Origin of the sequence: Bacteroides sp. 3_1_13 (genome assembly GCF_001185845.1) — a bacterium.
In the GTDB taxonomy this organism is placed as follows: Bacteria; Bacteroidota; Bacteroidia; order Bacteroidales; family Bacteroidaceae; genus Bacteroides; species Bacteroides xylanisolvens.
Genome location: NZ_KQ236955.1, coordinates 967092 through 985171, shown reverse-complemented (window position 1 = coordinate 985171; position 18080 = coordinate 967092). Strand labels below are relative to the sequence as shown.

Sequence of the window (18080 nt, the reverse complement as noted above, 5' to 3'; positions counted from 1 at the left end):
AAATCAACGTCACAAAAATAGGTACAACAACAAAAATCAATATTTAAAAAATAGCCATTAAATATTCACTTTTCACCAAATCAACCCGTTCCATCGGAGAAATGGTTCTTATCTCAAAAAGACAATGATTAAAACACCCAACTATCCGGTTCTGACCTTGCCAAAACCCTCTTATTGAATATTCATGTTATAATCCGGTTTCAGCCGTTTCAGTGTTGTCTGCAAACGCCTTGATAGGAGGAAATAGCGGCTGAAAGCGGAAAAAGACATCCCTCGCAGAAAGATACTGCAAACAAGGTAGAGTGCTTTCAGCGCATTCAGTTTTCTCAAATTAGCTGATGGATCTATATATTCAGCGTAGTAGGTATATATACTCACCACGCTGAATATATGCCCAACAAGCGGGGTATATAGATTCATCACGTGGGCAAAAGTCGGTGGAATGTGGGCTTGGGTTCCTTTGAGTGGGGGATGGAGTACTACATACAATGAAATGATGTAAGAGACTTGAGCAAGTCAAGTACATGGCTCTGCTTACTTCAGTACTGGTTTGAACAAGTTCATCCACACATAGTTTTATTCCTTACCGCATCACCATCGAGCAAGATTAGTAAAGCTATTTCGTAATTAGTTTCAACCCTATTTGAAACTAAAAGTTTCACGCCGGGAAACAAAGTGTTTCACCGTATGAAACGAAGTGTTTCTCGGTGTGAAACGGATTGTTTCAAGCCTTGAAACAATTTTTGAAACTAATCGCCACAGGTGAAGAGATGGTGAAGTTATTGCACTTCACCCGCAAACTCCTTATTCATCGGAGAGACAGAGAAAAGGTGAAAGGGGAGATGGAAAGATGGAAAATAAATATCCAGTGGGGAAATTTATTCGATACTGTAATGATTCAGTACTATACCGAAATGAATATTACTTTATAAGCTCTCTACTTCTTTTCCTGATAATTAACAGCTATCGAATGCTGTATCTCAAGAATTTACCTCCTCGCAAACTCTCATTTCCATACCTTTATACACTACCACAATCTTGTGTAGTTGCGTAGTGCCAATAGCGTTCTTCACCCTGTCGGTGTCAGCATAGCGGTTGGTCTGGGCAATAGCTTCCGCCCGCAATTCCTCCACCCGGCTTTCGGGGTCTTTGTATCTGGCATACTTCAGCTCGATGATGTAGCTATGGCTCATGTCAGGGTAAATCTCCAGCATGGGAGACAGGAAAATGTCAACATATCCGGATTGCGTGTCTGCTTCGGAAATGGGACGGTAGAAACGGTTTTGCGCTGTCATGGCAAGCGTGAAGCCATGTACGAAGGACTCTCCTTTCTGCTTGTCGCGCTGAGAGGCGTAGCGTTTCAGGCAATCGGCGATGTAGTCGAAGTAAGATTGCCATGCGCCATCGTAAGCCAAAGCAGAGGATAACTCATCTTTTTCATGGTTGTTGAAACTGAGGTCGGCTTCATTGTATGTATTCAGCAGATAAGTATAGAGTTGTTCACGCACCACTTGGTTGGGAATGATAAGTTTAGTCTTACCTTTGTACGTTCCGCTCACGGTGAGCATGCCGAAGTAATAGAGCAGGCTCACGAAATTATCGGAATCTACAATGTTGGCAGCTGGGAAACCGTCTTTCAACTCGCCGGTGATGTATCCCTGGCTCACTAAAGTCTGGATAATGGAGGCATCGTGCGCAAACTCTTTATCCTTGCGGATAAGCATACGCAGTTTCTCGTAATCGATACGAATGTTACTTTCTATCATATTTCGCGGTGCCTTTCCGTTATTATCAATATAGTTCTTAACGAAATAGAGCACCATATTGGAGTTGTACAAGGTTGGCTGATCATAACACTCCTGCGCAAAGCAATAGTTGTCATACCACGGTTTCATAAGTTCTATCAACTCATCTACAGTGTGATGGAATGGAGCTTTAGTAGAATAATAAGTCAGCATTTCGCGGACTTCGTCCTCGGTGAAACCCATCATTGCGTTGAATTTCGGTGTGAGGGAATAGTTGGTGCCAATATTAAATCCACTGGTGAGGTCATCCATCGTGACGGGACTCACTCCGGTGATGAAGCAACGCTTGATGCTGGAATAGGTTCCGGCTTTCACCCTATTGAAGAAGGCGCGCAGGTAGCCTTCCTTGTGGGTCTCTTCCGTATATCGGTGAATGCTTTCGGCATCCGAGAGGATGGCATTGGTGAAGTGGTCATATTCGTCAATGAAAAGATATATTTGCTGCCCGGCAAGTTCACACTGATGATATAGATAATCCAACTGCTCAACAGCTCCTGCTTTTTCATTCAAGACTTCCTTAATGCCTTTCGGCAGGTATTCTGCATAAATATCACAGAAATAATCGAAGCTGGTATTGCAATGTGCATCCAACCCTTGACGGTAGTTGTGCAACTCTCCACTAATTCCTGAGAAATTGAGATACAACACCAGATAACTGTTACGGTCTCGTGTGGGATGCTTTCCGATATAGAGGTCGCCAAACAGAGCATCGAACTTGTCACGTGTACGCACATCATAATAGTGTTGCAACATGTTCAGCGTAAGACTCTTACCGAACCGGCGCGGGCGGATGAAAAAGAAGAATCTGTCCGATTGTTCTATTACAGGGATGAACGAGGTTTTATCCACGTAATAATAATTATCAAGACGAATATCCGCAAAGTTCATCATGCCGTATGGCAGCAACTTTCTTTCTGATGATACATATTCCATAATCCGGTGTATTTATGAGTTCACTTTTTATCAGTGCAAACAAAGATACGCTCTTTCCGCTACTTTCACAAACAAATGATTTTAAAAATGTTCTCTGCCCTGATACTCTTCCATGAGTACTGCAAGAAACAATAGATCAAAATGGACTCATCATCGTTGCTTTCTTACACACCTTATCTATAAACATGTTCATTTGGGTCGATATTGCAATGAGGTCCTTATATGCTTCGGCATATAATTCTTCCCGGCTCATACCTGTCAGATACATACTTGTTTTTATATAGGAAACAAAGGTAGTATTTATCTCCAGACCGGACATCATCCGTCGGAGTGTTTTTCTTAGAAAGTTGGATATACTGAATGTAAACCAGACCCGGTTCTTCATTAGAAACATCTTACCAAACCTACAAAGAAGCACTTTTAGCGATTTTTAAAAGCCTATTGGTAAAAATTGAAACCAACCCGCTAGACAGAATCTTAAAAAACAAGTACCTTTGTATCTCACATTCCTTTAAACAACACATATTATGAAAAAACTCTGCCCTCTTATTCTTTGCACACTTTTTTCTCTTTCCGCAGCGTCCATAGAGACGGTGGATTATACTCAAGGGCTTTCCGTATGGTTCGACACTCCCAACAATCTCGATGGACAAGCTATCTGGCTACGTGCCAACGGCACAGGGGCGAATCCGGACAAAGCATGGGAAAGCCGTTCGCTACCTATCGGGAATGGCAGCCTGGGAGCGAATATCATGGGCTCCATATCCGCAGAACGAATCACACTGAATGAAAAAACTCTCTGGAAAGGGGGGCCGAATACCGCCAAAGGCGCCGAGTATTATTGGAACGTAAACAAACAGTCGTCAGGTATACTGAAAGAAATCCGGCAGGCTTTCCTGGACGGGGATTCTAAAAAGGCGGGGTATCTCACGCAGGAAAACTTCAACGGGCTGGGAGCTTATGAAGAAAAAGACGAGACTCCGTTCCGCTTCGGCGCTTTTACCACGATGGGAGAGCTTTATGTGGAAACCGGACTCAGCGAAATCAATATGAGCAATTACCGCCGCATCCTGTCGTTGGATTCGGCGATGGCTGTGGTGCAATTTGACAAAGACGGGATACGGTATCAACGTAAATACTTCATATCCTATCCGGACAGCGTTATGGTCATGAAGTTTACTGCCGACAAAGGCGGAAAACAGAATCTTGTACTTAGCTATTGTCCCAACAACGAAGCAAAAAGCCATCTGGAAGCAGATGGAAACGACGGATTAGTATATACCGGCGTTCTCAATAACAACGGAATGAAATTCGCTTTCCGAATCAAAGCTATCCACAAAGGGGGAACACTGAAAGCAGAAAACGACCGGATTATTGTGAAGGATGCTGACGAAGTGGTATTCCTGCTTACGGCAGATACCGATTATAAGATGAACTTTGCCCCGGACTTCAAAGACCCGAAAGCCTACGTCGGCAACGACCCGTCACAAACGACTCTGGCTATGATGGACAATGCCCTGAAAAAAGGTTATGACGAGCTTTATCGTAATCACGAAGCCGATTATACCGTGCTGTTCAATCGGGTACGTTTTGAAATCAATCCGGAAATCGGCACTCCCAACCTGCCGACCTACAAACGACTGGCTAGCTATAAGAAAGGCGTGCCGGACTATCAGCTCGAACAATTGTACTATCAGTTCGGACGCTATCTGCTCATAGCCAGTTCGCGCCCCGGCAACATGCCAGCCAACCTGCAAGGATTGTGGCACAACAATACCGACGGCCCGTGGCGGGTAGATTACCACAATAACATCAACATTCAAATGAATTACTGGCCTGCGTGCCCCACCAATCTCTCTGAATGTACATGGCCTTTGATTGACTTTATACGCAGCTTGGTAAAACCCGGCGAGAAGACAGCACAAGCCTATTTCAACGCCCGCGGATGGACAGCATCCATCTCTGCCAATATCTTCGGATTCACAGCTCCCTTATCCAGCAAATCTATGGCATGGAACCTGAATCCTACCGCCGGTCCGTGGCTGGCAACGCATATATGGGAGTATTATGATTATACCCGTGACACGAAATTCTTAAAGGAAATCGGCTACGACCTTATCAAAAGCAGCGCACAGTTTGCGGTAGACCACTTGTGGCACAAGCCCGACGGGACTTACACCGCCGCTCCTTCCACTTCTCCCGAACACGGCCCGGTGGACGAGGGAGTTACTTTCGCGCATGCCGTAGTACGTGAAATATTACTGGACGCCATCCAGGCAAGCAAGGTGCTCGGAACGGACGCCAAAGAACGCAAACAATGGGAAAACGTACTGACCAAACTGGTTCCGTACCGTATAGGACGCTACGGTCAGTTGTTGGAATGGTCTACCGACATAGACGACCCGAAAGATGAACACCGCCACGTCAACCACCTGTTCGGATTGCATCCGGGGCATACCATCTCTCCCGTGACTACCCCCGAACTTGCACAGGCAGCCAGAGTGGTACTGGAACATCGCGGAGACGGCGCTACCGGTTGGAGCATGGGTTGGAAGCTCAACCAATGGGCACGACTGCAAGACGGAAACCATGCGTATAAACTATACGGCAACTTATTGAAAAACGGTACACTGGACAACCTCTGGGATACCCATGCGCCTTTCCAGATAGACGGAAACTTCGGCGGTACGGCAGGAATAACCGAGATGTTATTGCAAAGCCACATGGGATTCATCCAACTTCTTCCCGCTTTGCCGGATGCATGGGCAAACGGCTCAATAAGCGGAATCTGCGCCAAAGGAAATTTTGAGGTTTCCATCTCCTGGAAAGAGGGACAACTGGAGAAAGCTATCATCCATTCCAAATCCGGAATCCCCTGTAACGTAAGATACGGAGACAAGACGCTCAAGTTCAAGACCGTAAAAGGGAAAAAATACGAAATCACCTTAAAAGGGGACAAGTTAGCCGTATTATAAAGAAGGCATCTGTCCTCATAAACAAACCTGCTTTACATGAAAACCAAATACGCTGTTCTGTCAAGCCTTTTCTTTATCATACAGTTAGTCGGTGTTCTCCCTCTCCGGGCAGAACACTATTACTTTAAACAAATCTCTCTGAAAGAAGGGCTGCCTTCCAACGTGCGCTGTATTCTCCGGGATGAGCAGGGTTTCGTATGGATAGGTACCAAATCGGGACTGGGAAAGTTCGACGGGCACGAACTGAAAAGATACAAACACCAGGCAAACGACCCGAACTCGCTTCTCCACAACCTGATTTATCAGATTGCCGAAGACAAGCAACACAACATCTGGGTACTGACTGAAAAAGGTATTGCCCGTTACCAACAGCAGAGCAACGACTTCACGTTCCCCACGGACGAGGACGGGAAGAATATCACCGCCTATTCCTTCTGCCTTGTCCCGGACGGAATCCTCTTTGGCGGCAAGGACAGGATTTACAAATATAGTTATAACGATTCTTCTCTCCGGCTTCTGCAATATTTCAACGCCAACTCTTTTAAAATCAACGCTCTCAGTATGTGGGATTCAAAGACGTTGCTTTGTTGCAGTCGTTGGACAGGCATATACCTCGTAGACCTGCATACCGGAGAGCACAGACGCCCCCCTTTCGACTGCGGGCCGGAAATTACCACCATGATGACCGACAGCCGGAAAAGAATATGGATTGCCCCTTACAGCGGCGGACTTCGTTGCTATTCATACGACGGCAAACTACTGGCTTCGTACTCCACCCGCAACTCCGCCCTCAGCAACGACATCGTCCTAAGCCTCGCTGAAAGGGAAGGGCAACTGTGGATAGGAACGGATGGCGGCGGAATCAATATCCTCACCCCCGAAACCGGGGAAATCTCCCAACTGGAATATATCCCGGGACGTGAAAACTACTCTCTCCCCGCCAACTCCATTCTCTGCCTGCACAACGACCACAATAACAATATATGGGCAGGAAGCACCTGCAACGGATTGATCAGCATCCGGGAAGTGTTCATGAAAACCTACACCGACGTAGTCCCCGGCAACGACCGCGGACTAAGCAACAGCACCGTGCGAAGCCTTTACCGCCAATCGACCGACAGTATCTGGATTGGTACGGACGGCGGCGGTATCAACCTCTTTAACCCGCGTACCGAGAAATTCACCCATTATCTTTCTACCTGGAACGATAAAATAGCGTTTATCAGCGGATTCACTCCCGGAAAACTACTGATTTCCCTTTTCTCCAAAGGAGTATTCATATTCAACCCCGCAACCGGGGAGAAACAGCCTTTTACCATTGTCGACAAAGAAACTACGACACAACTTTGCAACCGGGGTAAATCGGTCAACTTATATCAGAACACCCCCAACACCGTGTTATTACTGGGCGACCATGTCTACCAGTATCACCTGAAAGAAAAGAAATTCGACAAAGTCACCGGAGAAGAAGGGAAAAGTATTGTCGGTACGCTCGTCCCCTTCAAGCACGAGAACAACCGGACTTACATCAACGACTTCAAACATATCTACGAACTGCACGATGGGGATTCCTTGCTGAAAACAACCTTCGCTTGTTATCAGGATACCGTAATCAATTCGGCATCACACGACGAGCACGGCGATTTCTGGATAGGAAGCAATTTCGGCCTTATCCACTACAACCCCGTTTCCCAAAAACAGACGCACATCCCTACCAACTTGTTTACAGAAGTCAACATGGTGCAATGCGACCAAAGGGGCAAAGTATGGATAGGTGCAGATAACCTGCTTTTTGCCTGGCTTATCCGGGAGCAGAAGTTCGTACTTTTCGGAGAATCGAACGGAGCTATCCAAAACGAATATCTGCCCAACGCCCGGTTGGTAAACAATGAGGGGGATGTCTATATCGGCGGCGTAAAGGGTATGCTGCGCATTGACGGCCAACTTCTGCTGAATACATCGGAGATGCCGGAACTACAACTGCTGGATATAATTGTCAACGGTGAGTCTGCACAGAACAAGCTATATAGTCGTCCGGCAGCAATCTCTGTCCCGTGGAACAGCAATATCACTATCCGAATCATGTCGAAAGAAGAGGATATCTTCCGCAAGAAAGTCTATCGCTACCGGATAGAGGGATTGAACGACCAGTATATCGAATCGTACCAGCCGGAATTGGTAATCCGGTCGTTACCACCGGGCAATTACAAAATTATGGCTTCATGCACAGTGAAAGACGGCAGTTGGATTCCCAACCAGAAAATACTGGAACTAACCGTACTCCCGCCGTGGTATCGCACGTGGTGGTTCATTCTCGGTTGTGCCATTCTCATTGCCACCATAATCATCGAAACTTTCCGCAGAACATTGAAACGTAATCAGGAAAAACTGAAATGGGCGATGAAAGAGCATGAGAAACAGATGTACGAGGAAAAGGTACGCTTTCTTATCAATATCAGCCACGAGTTACGGACTCCGCTGACGCTTATTCATGCGCCACTCAATCAGATTTTGAAGTCGCTCTCTTCCGGAGACAGCCAATATCTGCCGTTAAAAGCCATCTACCGGCAGGCACAACGGATGAAGAACTTGATTAATATGGTGCTCGACGTGCGGAAAATGGAAGTAGGGGAGAGTAAACTGCAAATTCAGCCTCATCCGCTCAATCAATGGATTGAACACGTTTCGCAGGATTTTATCAGTGAGGGGGAAGCAAAGAATGTGCATATCCGCTATCAGCTCGACCCACGGATAGAGAAAGTCAGTTTCGATAAGGACAAATGCGAGATTATCCTAAGTAACCTGCTTATCAATGCCTTGAAACACAGTCCGCAGGACACGGAAATAACGATTGCTTCGGAACTGCTACCTGAAGAAAACCGGGTGCGTATCTCCGTCATCGACCAAGGATGCGGACTGAAGCAAGTGGATACGCACAAGCTCTTTACCCGCTTCTACCAAGGAACGGGAGAACAGAGCGGAACAGGAATCGGCTTGTCTTACTCCAAGATTCTGGTGGAACTGCACGGCGGCTCTATCGGCGCACAGGATAATGAAGAAACCGGAGCCAGCTTTTTCTTTGAGTTGCCGTTGAGGCAGGAACCGGAAGAAGTCACCTGCGAGCCAAAGGCTTATCTGAACGAATTGATGATGGATGATAACAGCGGGCAGCCGTCCGCGAAAGAGGTATTCGACACCACTCCATACACTATTCTCGTAGTGGATGACAATCCGGATATGACAGACTTTCTGAAAAGAACGTTCGAAGGATACTTCAAACGGATAATTATCGCCGGAGACGGGGTGGAAGCCCTTCAACTGGTCAGAAGCCATGTCCCTGATATTATAGTCAGTGACGTAATGATGCCCCGGATGAACGGGTATAAACTTTGTAAAACGATTAAAGAGGATATCAATATCAGCCACATCCCAGTCATTCTGCTAACTGCCAGAGATGACAGGCAAAGCCAAATAAGCGGTTACAAGAATGGAGCGGACGGATATTTAAGCAAACCTTTCGAAGTGGAAATGCTAATGGAACTTATCCGCAACCGGTTGAAAAACCGGGAATATACCAAGAAAAGGTATCTGAATGCAGGATTAATCCCCACACCGGAAGAAAGTACAATCAGCCTGACAGACGAAACATTCCTGATTAAACTGAATAGTATCATCCAGGAAAATATAGATAATACCAACCTGGGCATCCAGTTTATCTGCCAGGAAGTAGGATTGGGCCGTTCTTCGCTTTATAACAAACTGAAAGCACTTACAGGCATGGGAGCGAACGAGTATATCAGTAAGCTCCGTATAGAAAAAGCTATTACATTGATATCCGGCACGGATATGCCCTTCTCTGAAATTGCAGAGAAAACAGGGTTTACCACTCCGAGTTATTTCAGTACGGCTTTCAAGCAATATACCGGGGAAACACCCAGTCAATATAAAGAAAGAAAAAAGAAAGGTCTGGCTGATAAATAATACCATCATTATTCTTTATGCTGGCTGAAGTTTCCGGCTGCAAGCCAATTCGCCGCATATTGACCGATTAACAAACGGGCTGCCACAGAATCACTTCTCCGGCAGCCCTTCTTTCATTAAATTAGAAAACAGAGAGTATGATACAGTTTATTCCTGACCTCCTCCTAAAGCACGGTATAGGTTAATTAAACTTTGTATTTCAGTAAAATGATTGGCCGTCTGCGAGAGTTGCGCACTAAGCAACGACTGCCGGGAGGTAAGCACTTCCAGATAGGTTGTATTACCATGCTCCATCAACAGAGTAGTGCTTCGCAAAGCCGTTTGCAGGGAAGTGATCTGTTTATCCAACAAGATTCTTTTTCCCTGACTGGTTTGATAGGCAATCAACGCATCATTCACCTCACTACCGGCATTGAGCAACGTTTGCTGAAAACCGAGCGCCGCTTCTTCCTGTTGCGCACGGGCAATGCGGTATTGTGCCACCACCTGTCCTCTGTTAAAGAGCGGCTGCGTAAGCGAACCTACCGCCGACGCGAGAAACTTGCCCGGATTGATAATCATCGCCCCGGCGGAGTTTGTCCATCCGGCGCTTCCGCCTAAAGTGATGGAAGGATAGAAAGCCGAACGTGCCGCATTGGTGCCATAGAACGCCGCTTCCAGCGTCCGCTCTGCCGAGCGGACATCCGGACGGGAAGAAAGCATCCGGACAGGAATCCCTATCGAGAAGTCAGCAGGAAACTGCTGCTTTGCCAGCATCCCACGTTCATAGTTGCGTGGCGTCTCCGCCAATAATAAGGCAAGACTATTCTCCACCTGACTGATCTGCTGCTGCAAATCGAGGATCGAACCCTGCACCTGATAATAGGCCGCCTCCATCTGCGACACAGCCGATTCGTTTGCCAGTCCCGCATTCATCAATGCACGGGTAGACGCAACGGTTTCTTTCCATGCCTCTTCCGTCTGACGGGAGATGTCGAGTTGTTCGTCCAGCATCAACAGGGTGTAATAGGTATTGGCGATACCTGCTATCAACTGCGTACGGACTGCCTGACGGTAATCCTCGCTTTGAGCATAAAGCGCTTTCGCCTGTTTCTTGGAGTTGCGCATACGCCCGAAAACGTCCAACTCCCAACTGGCAGTAACGGGCAACGAATAAGTCTGCGTAGCCTTCTGCGTATCGAAACTGCTCACTATTCCCTGCGGAGCAAGAGCAAAAGCGGGCAGAAAAGCAAGTTTGGCGGACATCAGTACGGCCTGTGCTTCTTCCACACGGAGCTGGGCAGACTGATAATCGGTATTGGTCTGCAATCCCACTTCAATGAGGGATTGCAGATAAGGGTCGGTGAAGAGTTCCCGCCAGTCCATATTACCCAGACCGGCAGTGTCTTCGGTCACCACTTCCCCGCCGTAAAGATCGTCGGGCACGACAGTGGCGGGTTCGTATTTGGTATAGATGCCACAACCGCTCAACGACAGACTGATAGCAACTAATGTGATGATATTCTTCTTCATTCTTTCTTTCATTTATTTACGTTCGCGTTCAACTTCACTCTTTTCTTTCTCTAAAAGCACCTGCACATCTGGTTCCTCTTCCATCGGTTTACGGATTTTCTCCTGCAAAAACTCAAAGATGATGTAGAAAACCGGAACGACAAAGAGCAATGCCAGTGTCCCGACAGCCATACCGCCCACAACACCCGTACCCAACGAACTGTTGCCATTGGCACCTGCACCGGAGGAAAACATCAGCGGAAGCATACCGAAGATCATTGTCAACACCGTCATCAGGATAGGACGCAAGCGGACTTGTGCGGCAGAGTAGGCAGACTCTACGATGCCCATTCCCTTGCGGCGACGTTCTATGGCGTACTCCGTAATCAGAATGGCCGTCTTAGCCAGCAAACCGATCAACATAATCACACCCGTCTGCAGATAGATATTATTCTCCAACCCGAGTATTTTGGCGAAAAGGAACGACCCCATCAGTCCGAACGGCACGGAGAAGATAACGGCAAACGGTATGAGGAAACTCTCATAAAGACAGGCCAGAATCAGATAGATAAGGAAGATACAGATGGCGTAAATGAAAACCGTCTGCGCACCACCGCTACTTGCTTCTTCGCGTGCCATACCACCATATTCATATCCGTAGCCTGCCGGCAAAGACTGTGCAGCCACTTCTTCAATCACTTTCTGCACCTCGCCGGAGGAGTAACCGTCGGCAGGATTCACATTGGCGGTGATGGTGCTGTAAAGATTGAAACGGTTGGCCGTTTCCGGTCCCAGCACTTGCTTCAGCGTCACGAACTGGCTCACCGGAGCCATCTGCGTACCATTGCGTACAAACATATTATTCAGTGCCTGCTCGTCGAGGCGGTATTCAGGCGAAGCCTGCATCATCACACGATATACTTTACCATACTGATTATAGTTGGAGATATACGCGCCACCGCAATAACTGCCCACCGCATCGAGCACTGCACTCGGCGAAATTCCTGCACGCTTACATTTGGCAGCGTCCACTTCCACCGATATCTGCGGGAAGTTGATAGCATACGATGTATACGCCATCGCTACCTCCGGACGCTCGTTCAAAGCACCGAGGAACTGTATAGCCGCTTCATAGAACGTAGCCAGTTCTCCACCCGTCATGTCCTGAAGGTTCAGTTCGAGGGAGTTACCCATACCGTAACCCGGAATCATGGCAGGCTGGAAGCTGAATACCTGTGCTTCCTTTATAGACTGGAATTGTCCGTTGAGGCGAGACACCACAGCATCCGAGCTATGCTCCTTACCCTTTCGTTCGCTCCAGTCTTTCAGACGGATAATAATCGTACCGTACGAAGTTCCCTGACCGGATATCAGTCCGTATCCTGCTACGCGGGCGTAGTGTTCTATTTCGGGTGTATCTTTCAGGATATTTTCCAAGCGGTCCATCACTTTCGTGGTTTCTTCGAGCGTACTTCCCGGTGAAATGCTGACATTCACCATAATGACACCTTGGTCTTCCTGCGGCACAAGTCCCGTTTTAGTGGTACTCATCAGGTAAACCAGCAAGGCAACGGCAACAGTCAGTGAAGTCCACACCATCCAGCGATGGCGGATGAAGAACATCACACCTCTTTTATATTTACCCAATACGGCATTGAACGAAGCATTGTAAGCTGCACGTACCCGTCCGTTGATACTCTTGGCACTCTTGGTTCCGTCCGACGGACGCATCATGATGGCGCACAAAGCGGGACAGAGCGTCAAAGCCGAAATCATCGAAATACCTACGGCAGTTGCCATCGTGATACCGAATTGTGTATAGAACACGCCCGAAGTACCTCCCATGAAGGTTACAGGAATAAACACAGCCATAAATACACAGGTACAGGAGACAATAGCCATCGTCACGTCGCCCATTGCGTCTTTCGTGGCAAGATAGGCAGACTTATATCCGGCATCGAACTTGGATTGCACGGCTTCCACCACCACAATGGCATCATCCACCACCGTACCGATGGCAAGCACCAGCGCAAACAGTGTCAGGATGTTCAGACTGAAACCCGCAGCCACCAGACAGGCAAACGTACCCACCAACGACACAATGATAGAGATGGAGGGAATCAGCGTACTCTTCAGATCCTGCAAGAAGAAATAGACCACGAGGATGACCAGAATGATGGCAATAATCAGCGTCTCCACCACATTGTGTATGGAAGCGAAAAGGAAGTCATTGGAACTCATCATCGTGACGAACTCCGTTCCTTCCGGCAGATTCTTCTCCATCCGCTCTATCTGCGTAGTGATTTCTTTGTTGACAGCGGTAGCATTGGAACCGGCTGTCTGGAATATCATATAAAGAACGGCAGGCTGACTGTCCATCTCACTGCGGAAGCTATACGTCATCGTACCCAGTTCCACCTCTGCCACATCTTGCAGGCGAAGTATCGAACCGTCTTCCCGCGAACGGACAACCGTGTTCCGGAATTCTTCTACGCTTTTGAGGCGTCCGCGATATTTCATCGTAAACTGGAAAACATTCTTCGAGCTCTCGCCCAGTGAACCGGTAGGAGCTTCAATGTTCTGCTCACCCAACACGGCGGTTATGTCCGACGGAACCAGTCCGTATTGTGCCATCCGTTCCGGTTTCAGCCAGATACGCATACTGTATGTATCGCCCAGCTCCATCACGTCTCCCACTCCTTCGATACGTTTAATCTGCGGAATGACATTGATGTCCAGATAATTGGCCAGGAACGTCTGGTCGTATCGACCGTCCGTGCAGACCAAAGCACCAATCTGCAAGAAGCTGGTCTGCCGCTTCATCGTGCTGACGCCGACTTTCGTTACTTCAGCCGGAAGCAATCCCTGTGCTTTCGCCACACGGTTCTGCACGTTGACTGCCGCCATATCGGGGTCCGTGCCCTGCTTGAAATAAACCTGTATAATAGCCAAACCTGCATTGGAAGCACTGGAACTGATGTACATCATATCTTCCACACCGTTGATACTCTCCTCCAGTGGCATGATGACACTGTTCATCACTGCCTCGGCATCGGCACCCGTATAACTGGCAGTTACGTATACCGTTGGAGGCGCAATGTCAGGATATTGCTCCACCGGCAGCGTGAAGAGCGAAATAAGCCCTATGGCCAAAATCAGTACGGAGATGGAGATAGCCATCACCGGCCGTTTTATAAATATATTTCCTTTCATAATCAGTCTCCTTCTTATTTAACTTGCATGCCTTCGCGCACCAGTCCGGCGCCTTCCGATACAATTTCATCACCTGCTTTCAGTCCGTCCAGCACCACATATTCGCGTCCGTCATTGTTTGCGGCCACTGTTATCAGGGTAGATACAGCCTTTCCGTCCACTACCTTATATACAATCGTCTTATCCTGCATCCGCACGGTGGCCGTCTGCGGAATGGCGATACAGTCTTTATAAATGCTCGGCACTACCACCGTGCCCGATGCTCCGCTATGAAGCAACCGCGATTCGTTGGGAAACACCACGCGCGCCACCACAGTACCCGTTTGCCGGTCGATGACGCCGCTGATGGATTCGATGACACCTTTCTTATTATAAACCGAATTATCATTCAGGCGTAATTCCACTTCTGGCATGTTCTTCAACGCTTCGTCCATGTCGCCATACTGGCGGGTGAGGGCAAGCAACTGATTCTCGGTCATGGAGAAATAGACATACATATCCGAGTTGTCGCTGACCGTAGTAAGCGGATAGGGCATATTGGCACTTACCAATGCGCCTGCACGATAAGGCAACGCACCTACGACTCCGTCACTGGGACTTTTCACCTCGGTATAAGAGAGATTGTTGCGGGCACTGATCTCTTGTGCTTCGGCCTGCGACAGTTGAGCTTTGGCGGTGAGATAAGAATTCTCGGCCGTTTTCAGGCTGAATTCCGAAACTACTTTCTGCGCATACAGTTCTTTGTTGCTCTTGTAGGTCAGTTCGGCAGTACCCAGCGCGGCACGTGCTGCTTCCACATTGGCAATGGCGGTTTTGAGTGCGGCCTTGTAAGGCACCTGGTCGATAATGAAAAGCGATTGCCCGCGGCGCACTTTTTGTCCTTCGGTCACACAGAGTTTCTCAATCGTTCCCGACACCTGCGGATAGATATCAATATCCTGCCGCCCACGTATGCTCGCCGAATAGGAAGAAGAAAATTCCTTATCCACCGCTTCTATCTGCATTACTGCATAAGAAGAAGATTTCACTCCCGCATCCGATGCTTGCTTGCAAGATGCCATCCACACTGTACAACCGACAATCCCTATCAGCCGTATCCATTTTTTGCTTACTGTAATCATACTTTCTCTTTTGGTCTTTTGTTAAATCCTGGACAAAAGTAGGAGAAAAGAACAAGGCAAGAGTGACCAATTTCCCTCCATAAATGTCCTATTTTCGCCATTTACGTTTATTATAGCTAACTATTTGGCAATAAACGACATATCAAACAAATCTGAAGAAGTATGGGACATTCTGTTTTCCCGATTATTCACCAACTTTGCAAAAAGTAAAAAAGGAAAGAACATGGAAAAAGAGAACATTATTACGGTGGATATAGAGGATTTTAAGGACAGTCAGCACGTCCTTGATTATATCGATGATGACTTTGCGATAGTCAACAGTCTGGAGGGGACTCCTTATAGTAATGATACAATCAAACTGAATTGTTTTCTCATCGCGGTTTGTATAGAAGGGTGCATCCAGTTAGACGTCAACTACCGGACCTATAAGTTGCAGGCGGGCGAGCTGCTGCTCGGTCTACCCAACACGATTATCAGCCATACAATGCTAAGTCCTAAATATAAGGTCAGGCTTGCCGGATTCTCTACCCGTTTCCTGCAACGTATTATTAAAATGGAAAAGGAAACGTGGAATACTGCCATTCATATCCACAACAATCCGGTGAAGTCGGTTGACAACGGGGAGGATCAAACAGTCTTCGGATTCTACCGGGATTTAATTATAGCGAAAATAAACGATGAGCCTCATTGTTACCACAAAGAAGTGATACAACATCTCTTCTCCGCTATCTTTTGCGAAATGATGGGGCAGCTTCATAAGGAAATCGAAGCTTCCGGCAACATGGAAGGTTCGAAAGAAGGCATCAAACAGGTGAATTATATTTTGCGGAAGTTCATGGAACTGTTATCGAAGGACAAGGGTATGCACCGTTCGGTGAGTTATTTTGCCAACGAGCTTTGCTACACTCCGAAGCATTTCTCGAAAGTCATCAAACAGGCATGTGGCAGAACTCCGTTGGATTTGATTAACGAAACTACCGTGGAGCATATCAAATACCGATTAAAACGTTCGGAAAAGTCTATCAAGGAAATTGCGGAAGAGTTCAACTTCCCCAATCAGTCCTTTTTCGGGAAATACGTAAAAGCGCATTTGGGAACATCACCGGCCAATTATCGGAACAGAAAAGAAGAATGACAAAAAGAACAGATTCTTATGTTAGACAAATCTTTTTGGGGATCTTGTTCATCTTAATATAAAAAAAGAGTAATAATGTGCACATTATTACTCAATAACACTAAGATAGCTCCCGACTCTTGACTTATACATAAGTCTATATTGCTTTTTCAATTCTTTAGAGAGAAAAGAATGTTCAATCAGTTGATCAGTCAATTCATATATCTTACTATATTTTTCGAGACAAGAGTTTACCAAACGCTCGGGTAGACCTATTTTTAAGCCAAAGTGATAAAAAGTCTTCCCAGTAACCGCTGATGCACCACCGAAATAATCCGGTTCAGGATTAACAAACAAACCTTTGCTCATGGCAAAGATACCATCGTTTATATGGAGATGAGTATTCAATAAATCGTAAGCAGGAGATAGGCGGAATCTTCCTTTCTTCTCTTCCAATAAAGAAAAGTTCTTTAAATGGGCATCGCCGTTAGAATAGACAAAGTTGAACAAGATAAGTTCAAAAAAACGCAATTTATCCACTTGGGGGACAGAGCTGTATTTATCTATAATTCTTGCAAACTCTTCATAGGCCAGATTGTCATATTTATAATCGGAACCTCCATTTTTCCTGGTAAGCCCGGCTAAAGAAGCAAAATCCTCCTTTTGTAACTTTCCTTTCTCCGACAAATCAAAACGTCGTACAAAATAAGCAGGGGTTCCGTCCTGAAAAAAGCATAATCCATTAGGAGCTGTCGGAATCCCATATACTTGCGCAGCTATCTGCATTGTCAAATGTTCGTTGGCAGGACAAAACTCCTTGTTACGGAGATTATTGGGAACAGGCTTTAATATGAATTCGCCCTGTTCTCCCTCTTTGGTCAATCGCAATATCCCGTCATCGGCAACTAAAGAATACTTAATCTGGACTCCAGAAACGGATATGCGTTTGCTATTGTTATTGAAGAGATCAATACCGACATTATCGTCAAAATGCCTGTAAGGTAATTCACAAGATATATTTTTCCCATCAGAAAGCTGCTTCAAGGCTTTGGGTGAATATCCGCTTTCTCCACCAGTCTCCCGTAAAAGTGAGGGACAAATATGAATATCAGTTTCCATTATCACATTTTTTTAATTGTTATTGCTCCGATTGTATCTGTATGGGCAGTAGCCAGAAGAATACCAAAATCATCCTCTTCATCAATATGCAGGTTTCTAGCTTGAATAATCCGATTATCCCCTTCAGATGTCATATTAAAAAAGACAGGGAAAAGATAGGAAGAGGTATATTCCTGCTGTGTCTTGGGCATGGTCAGTGAGACAGCTGGGAGTTGTGGATTATTATAATAGTCCGTATCATAACAGAATGAATAGTGTTCACGATCTATTTCTGTTAACAGACCGGCATAAATACCTTTTATATAGACTTTGGCAGATCGACTCATAT

General features: G+C 46.6%; 12 protein-coding genes. 4 read left to right on the top strand and 8 right to left on the bottom strand.

Translation table 11 applies throughout. The features are described 5' to 3' along the window. Positions 1-171 precede the first annotated feature (171 nt). Positions 172-420 (bottom strand): hypothetical protein, encoded by a 249-nt coding sequence (locus tag HMPREF9009_RS24985; RefSeq protein ID WP_232313581.1) that lies wholly within the window; start codon positions 418-420, stop codon positions 172-174. Positions 421-731: 311 nt separating this feature from the next. Here HMPREF9009_RS24985 and HMPREF9009_RS03550 point away from each other — a divergent pair, with 311 nt between their 5' ends. Further along, entirely contained in the window at positions 732-932 is a 201-nt protein-coding gene (locus HMPREF9009_RS03550; protein ID WP_225450101.1) for a hypothetical protein, read from the top strand. Positions 933-980: 48 nt separating this feature from the next. On the opposite strand, the gene HMPREF9009_RS03545 is transcribed toward HMPREF9009_RS03550, so the two are convergent. Both HMPREF9009_RS03545 and HMPREF9009_RS03540 read right to left on the bottom strand, forming a co-directional pair. Beyond that, positions 981-2738 (bottom strand): AAA family ATPase, encoded by a 1758-nt coding sequence (locus HMPREF9009_RS03545; protein ID WP_009040686.1) that lies wholly within the window; start codon positions 2736-2738, stop codon positions 981-983. 136 nt (positions 2739-2874) lie between these two features. After that, positions 2875-3123, bottom strand: a complete 249-nt coding sequence (locus HMPREF9009_RS03540; protein WP_232313563.1) for a hypothetical protein — start codon at positions 3121-3123, stop codon at positions 2875-2877. Positions 3124-3265: 142 nt separating this feature from the next. Between HMPREF9009_RS03540 and HMPREF9009_RS03535 the strand changes: the two genes are divergently transcribed. Beyond that, a complete protein-coding gene (locus HMPREF9009_RS03535; RefSeq protein ID WP_049701450.1) occupies positions 3266-5713 on the top strand; it encodes a glycoside hydrolase family 95 protein in 2448 nt (815 codons plus the stop codon). Positions 5714-5749: 36 nt separating this feature from the next. Further along, positions 5750-9694 (top strand): hybrid sensor histidine kinase/response regulator transcription factor, encoded by a 3945-nt coding sequence (locus HMPREF9009_RS03530; protein ID WP_049701449.1) that lies wholly within the window; start codon positions 5750-5752, stop codon positions 9692-9694. 147 nt (positions 9695-9841) lie between these two features. Here HMPREF9009_RS03530 and HMPREF9009_RS03525 read toward each other — a convergent pair whose 3' ends face one another. Genes HMPREF9009_RS03525 through HMPREF9009_RS03515 form a run of 3 tightly spaced genes read right to left on the bottom strand, consistent with a single transcriptional unit; the run spans position 9842 to position 15519 of the window. After that, positions 9842-11206 (bottom strand): TolC family protein, encoded by a 1365-nt coding sequence (locus tag HMPREF9009_RS03525; protein ID WP_049702236.1) that lies wholly within the window; start codon positions 11204-11206, stop codon positions 9842-9844. 12 nt (positions 11207-11218) lie between these two features. Continuing rightward, positions 11219-14398, bottom strand: a complete 3180-nt coding sequence (locus tag HMPREF9009_RS03520) for an efflux RND transporter permease subunit (RefSeq protein WP_049701448.1) — start codon at positions 14396-14398, stop codon at positions 11219-11221. Positions 14399-14412: 14 nt separating this feature from the next. Then, complete coding sequence (locus HMPREF9009_RS03515; protein ID WP_008023669.1) at positions 14413-15519, bottom strand: efflux RND transporter periplasmic adaptor subunit; 1107 nt, start codon at positions 15517-15519, stop codon at positions 14413-14415. Positions 15520-15742: 223 nt separating this feature from the next. Between HMPREF9009_RS03515 and HMPREF9009_RS03510 the strand changes: the two genes are divergently transcribed. Next, entirely contained in the window at positions 15743-16654 is a 912-nt protein-coding gene (locus tag HMPREF9009_RS03510; protein ID WP_004313768.1) for a helix-turn-helix domain-containing protein, read from the top strand. An 87-nt stretch (positions 16655-16741) separates the two neighbouring features. Here the strand turns inward: HMPREF9009_RS03510 and HMPREF9009_RS03505 are convergent, their stop codons facing one another. Next, positions 16742-17752: a type II toxin-antitoxin system HipA family toxin gene (locus HMPREF9009_RS03505; RefSeq protein ID WP_049701447.1), complete on the bottom strand. Its 1011-nt coding sequence runs from the start codon at positions 17750-17752 to the stop codon at positions 16742-16744. Positions 17753-17754: 2 nt separating this feature from the next. Beyond that, positions 17755-18078 (bottom strand): HipA N-terminal domain-containing protein, encoded by a 324-nt coding sequence (locus HMPREF9009_RS03500; protein ID WP_004308471.1) that lies wholly within the window; start codon positions 18076-18078, stop codon positions 17755-17757. Positions 18079-18080 lie beyond the last annotated feature (2 nt).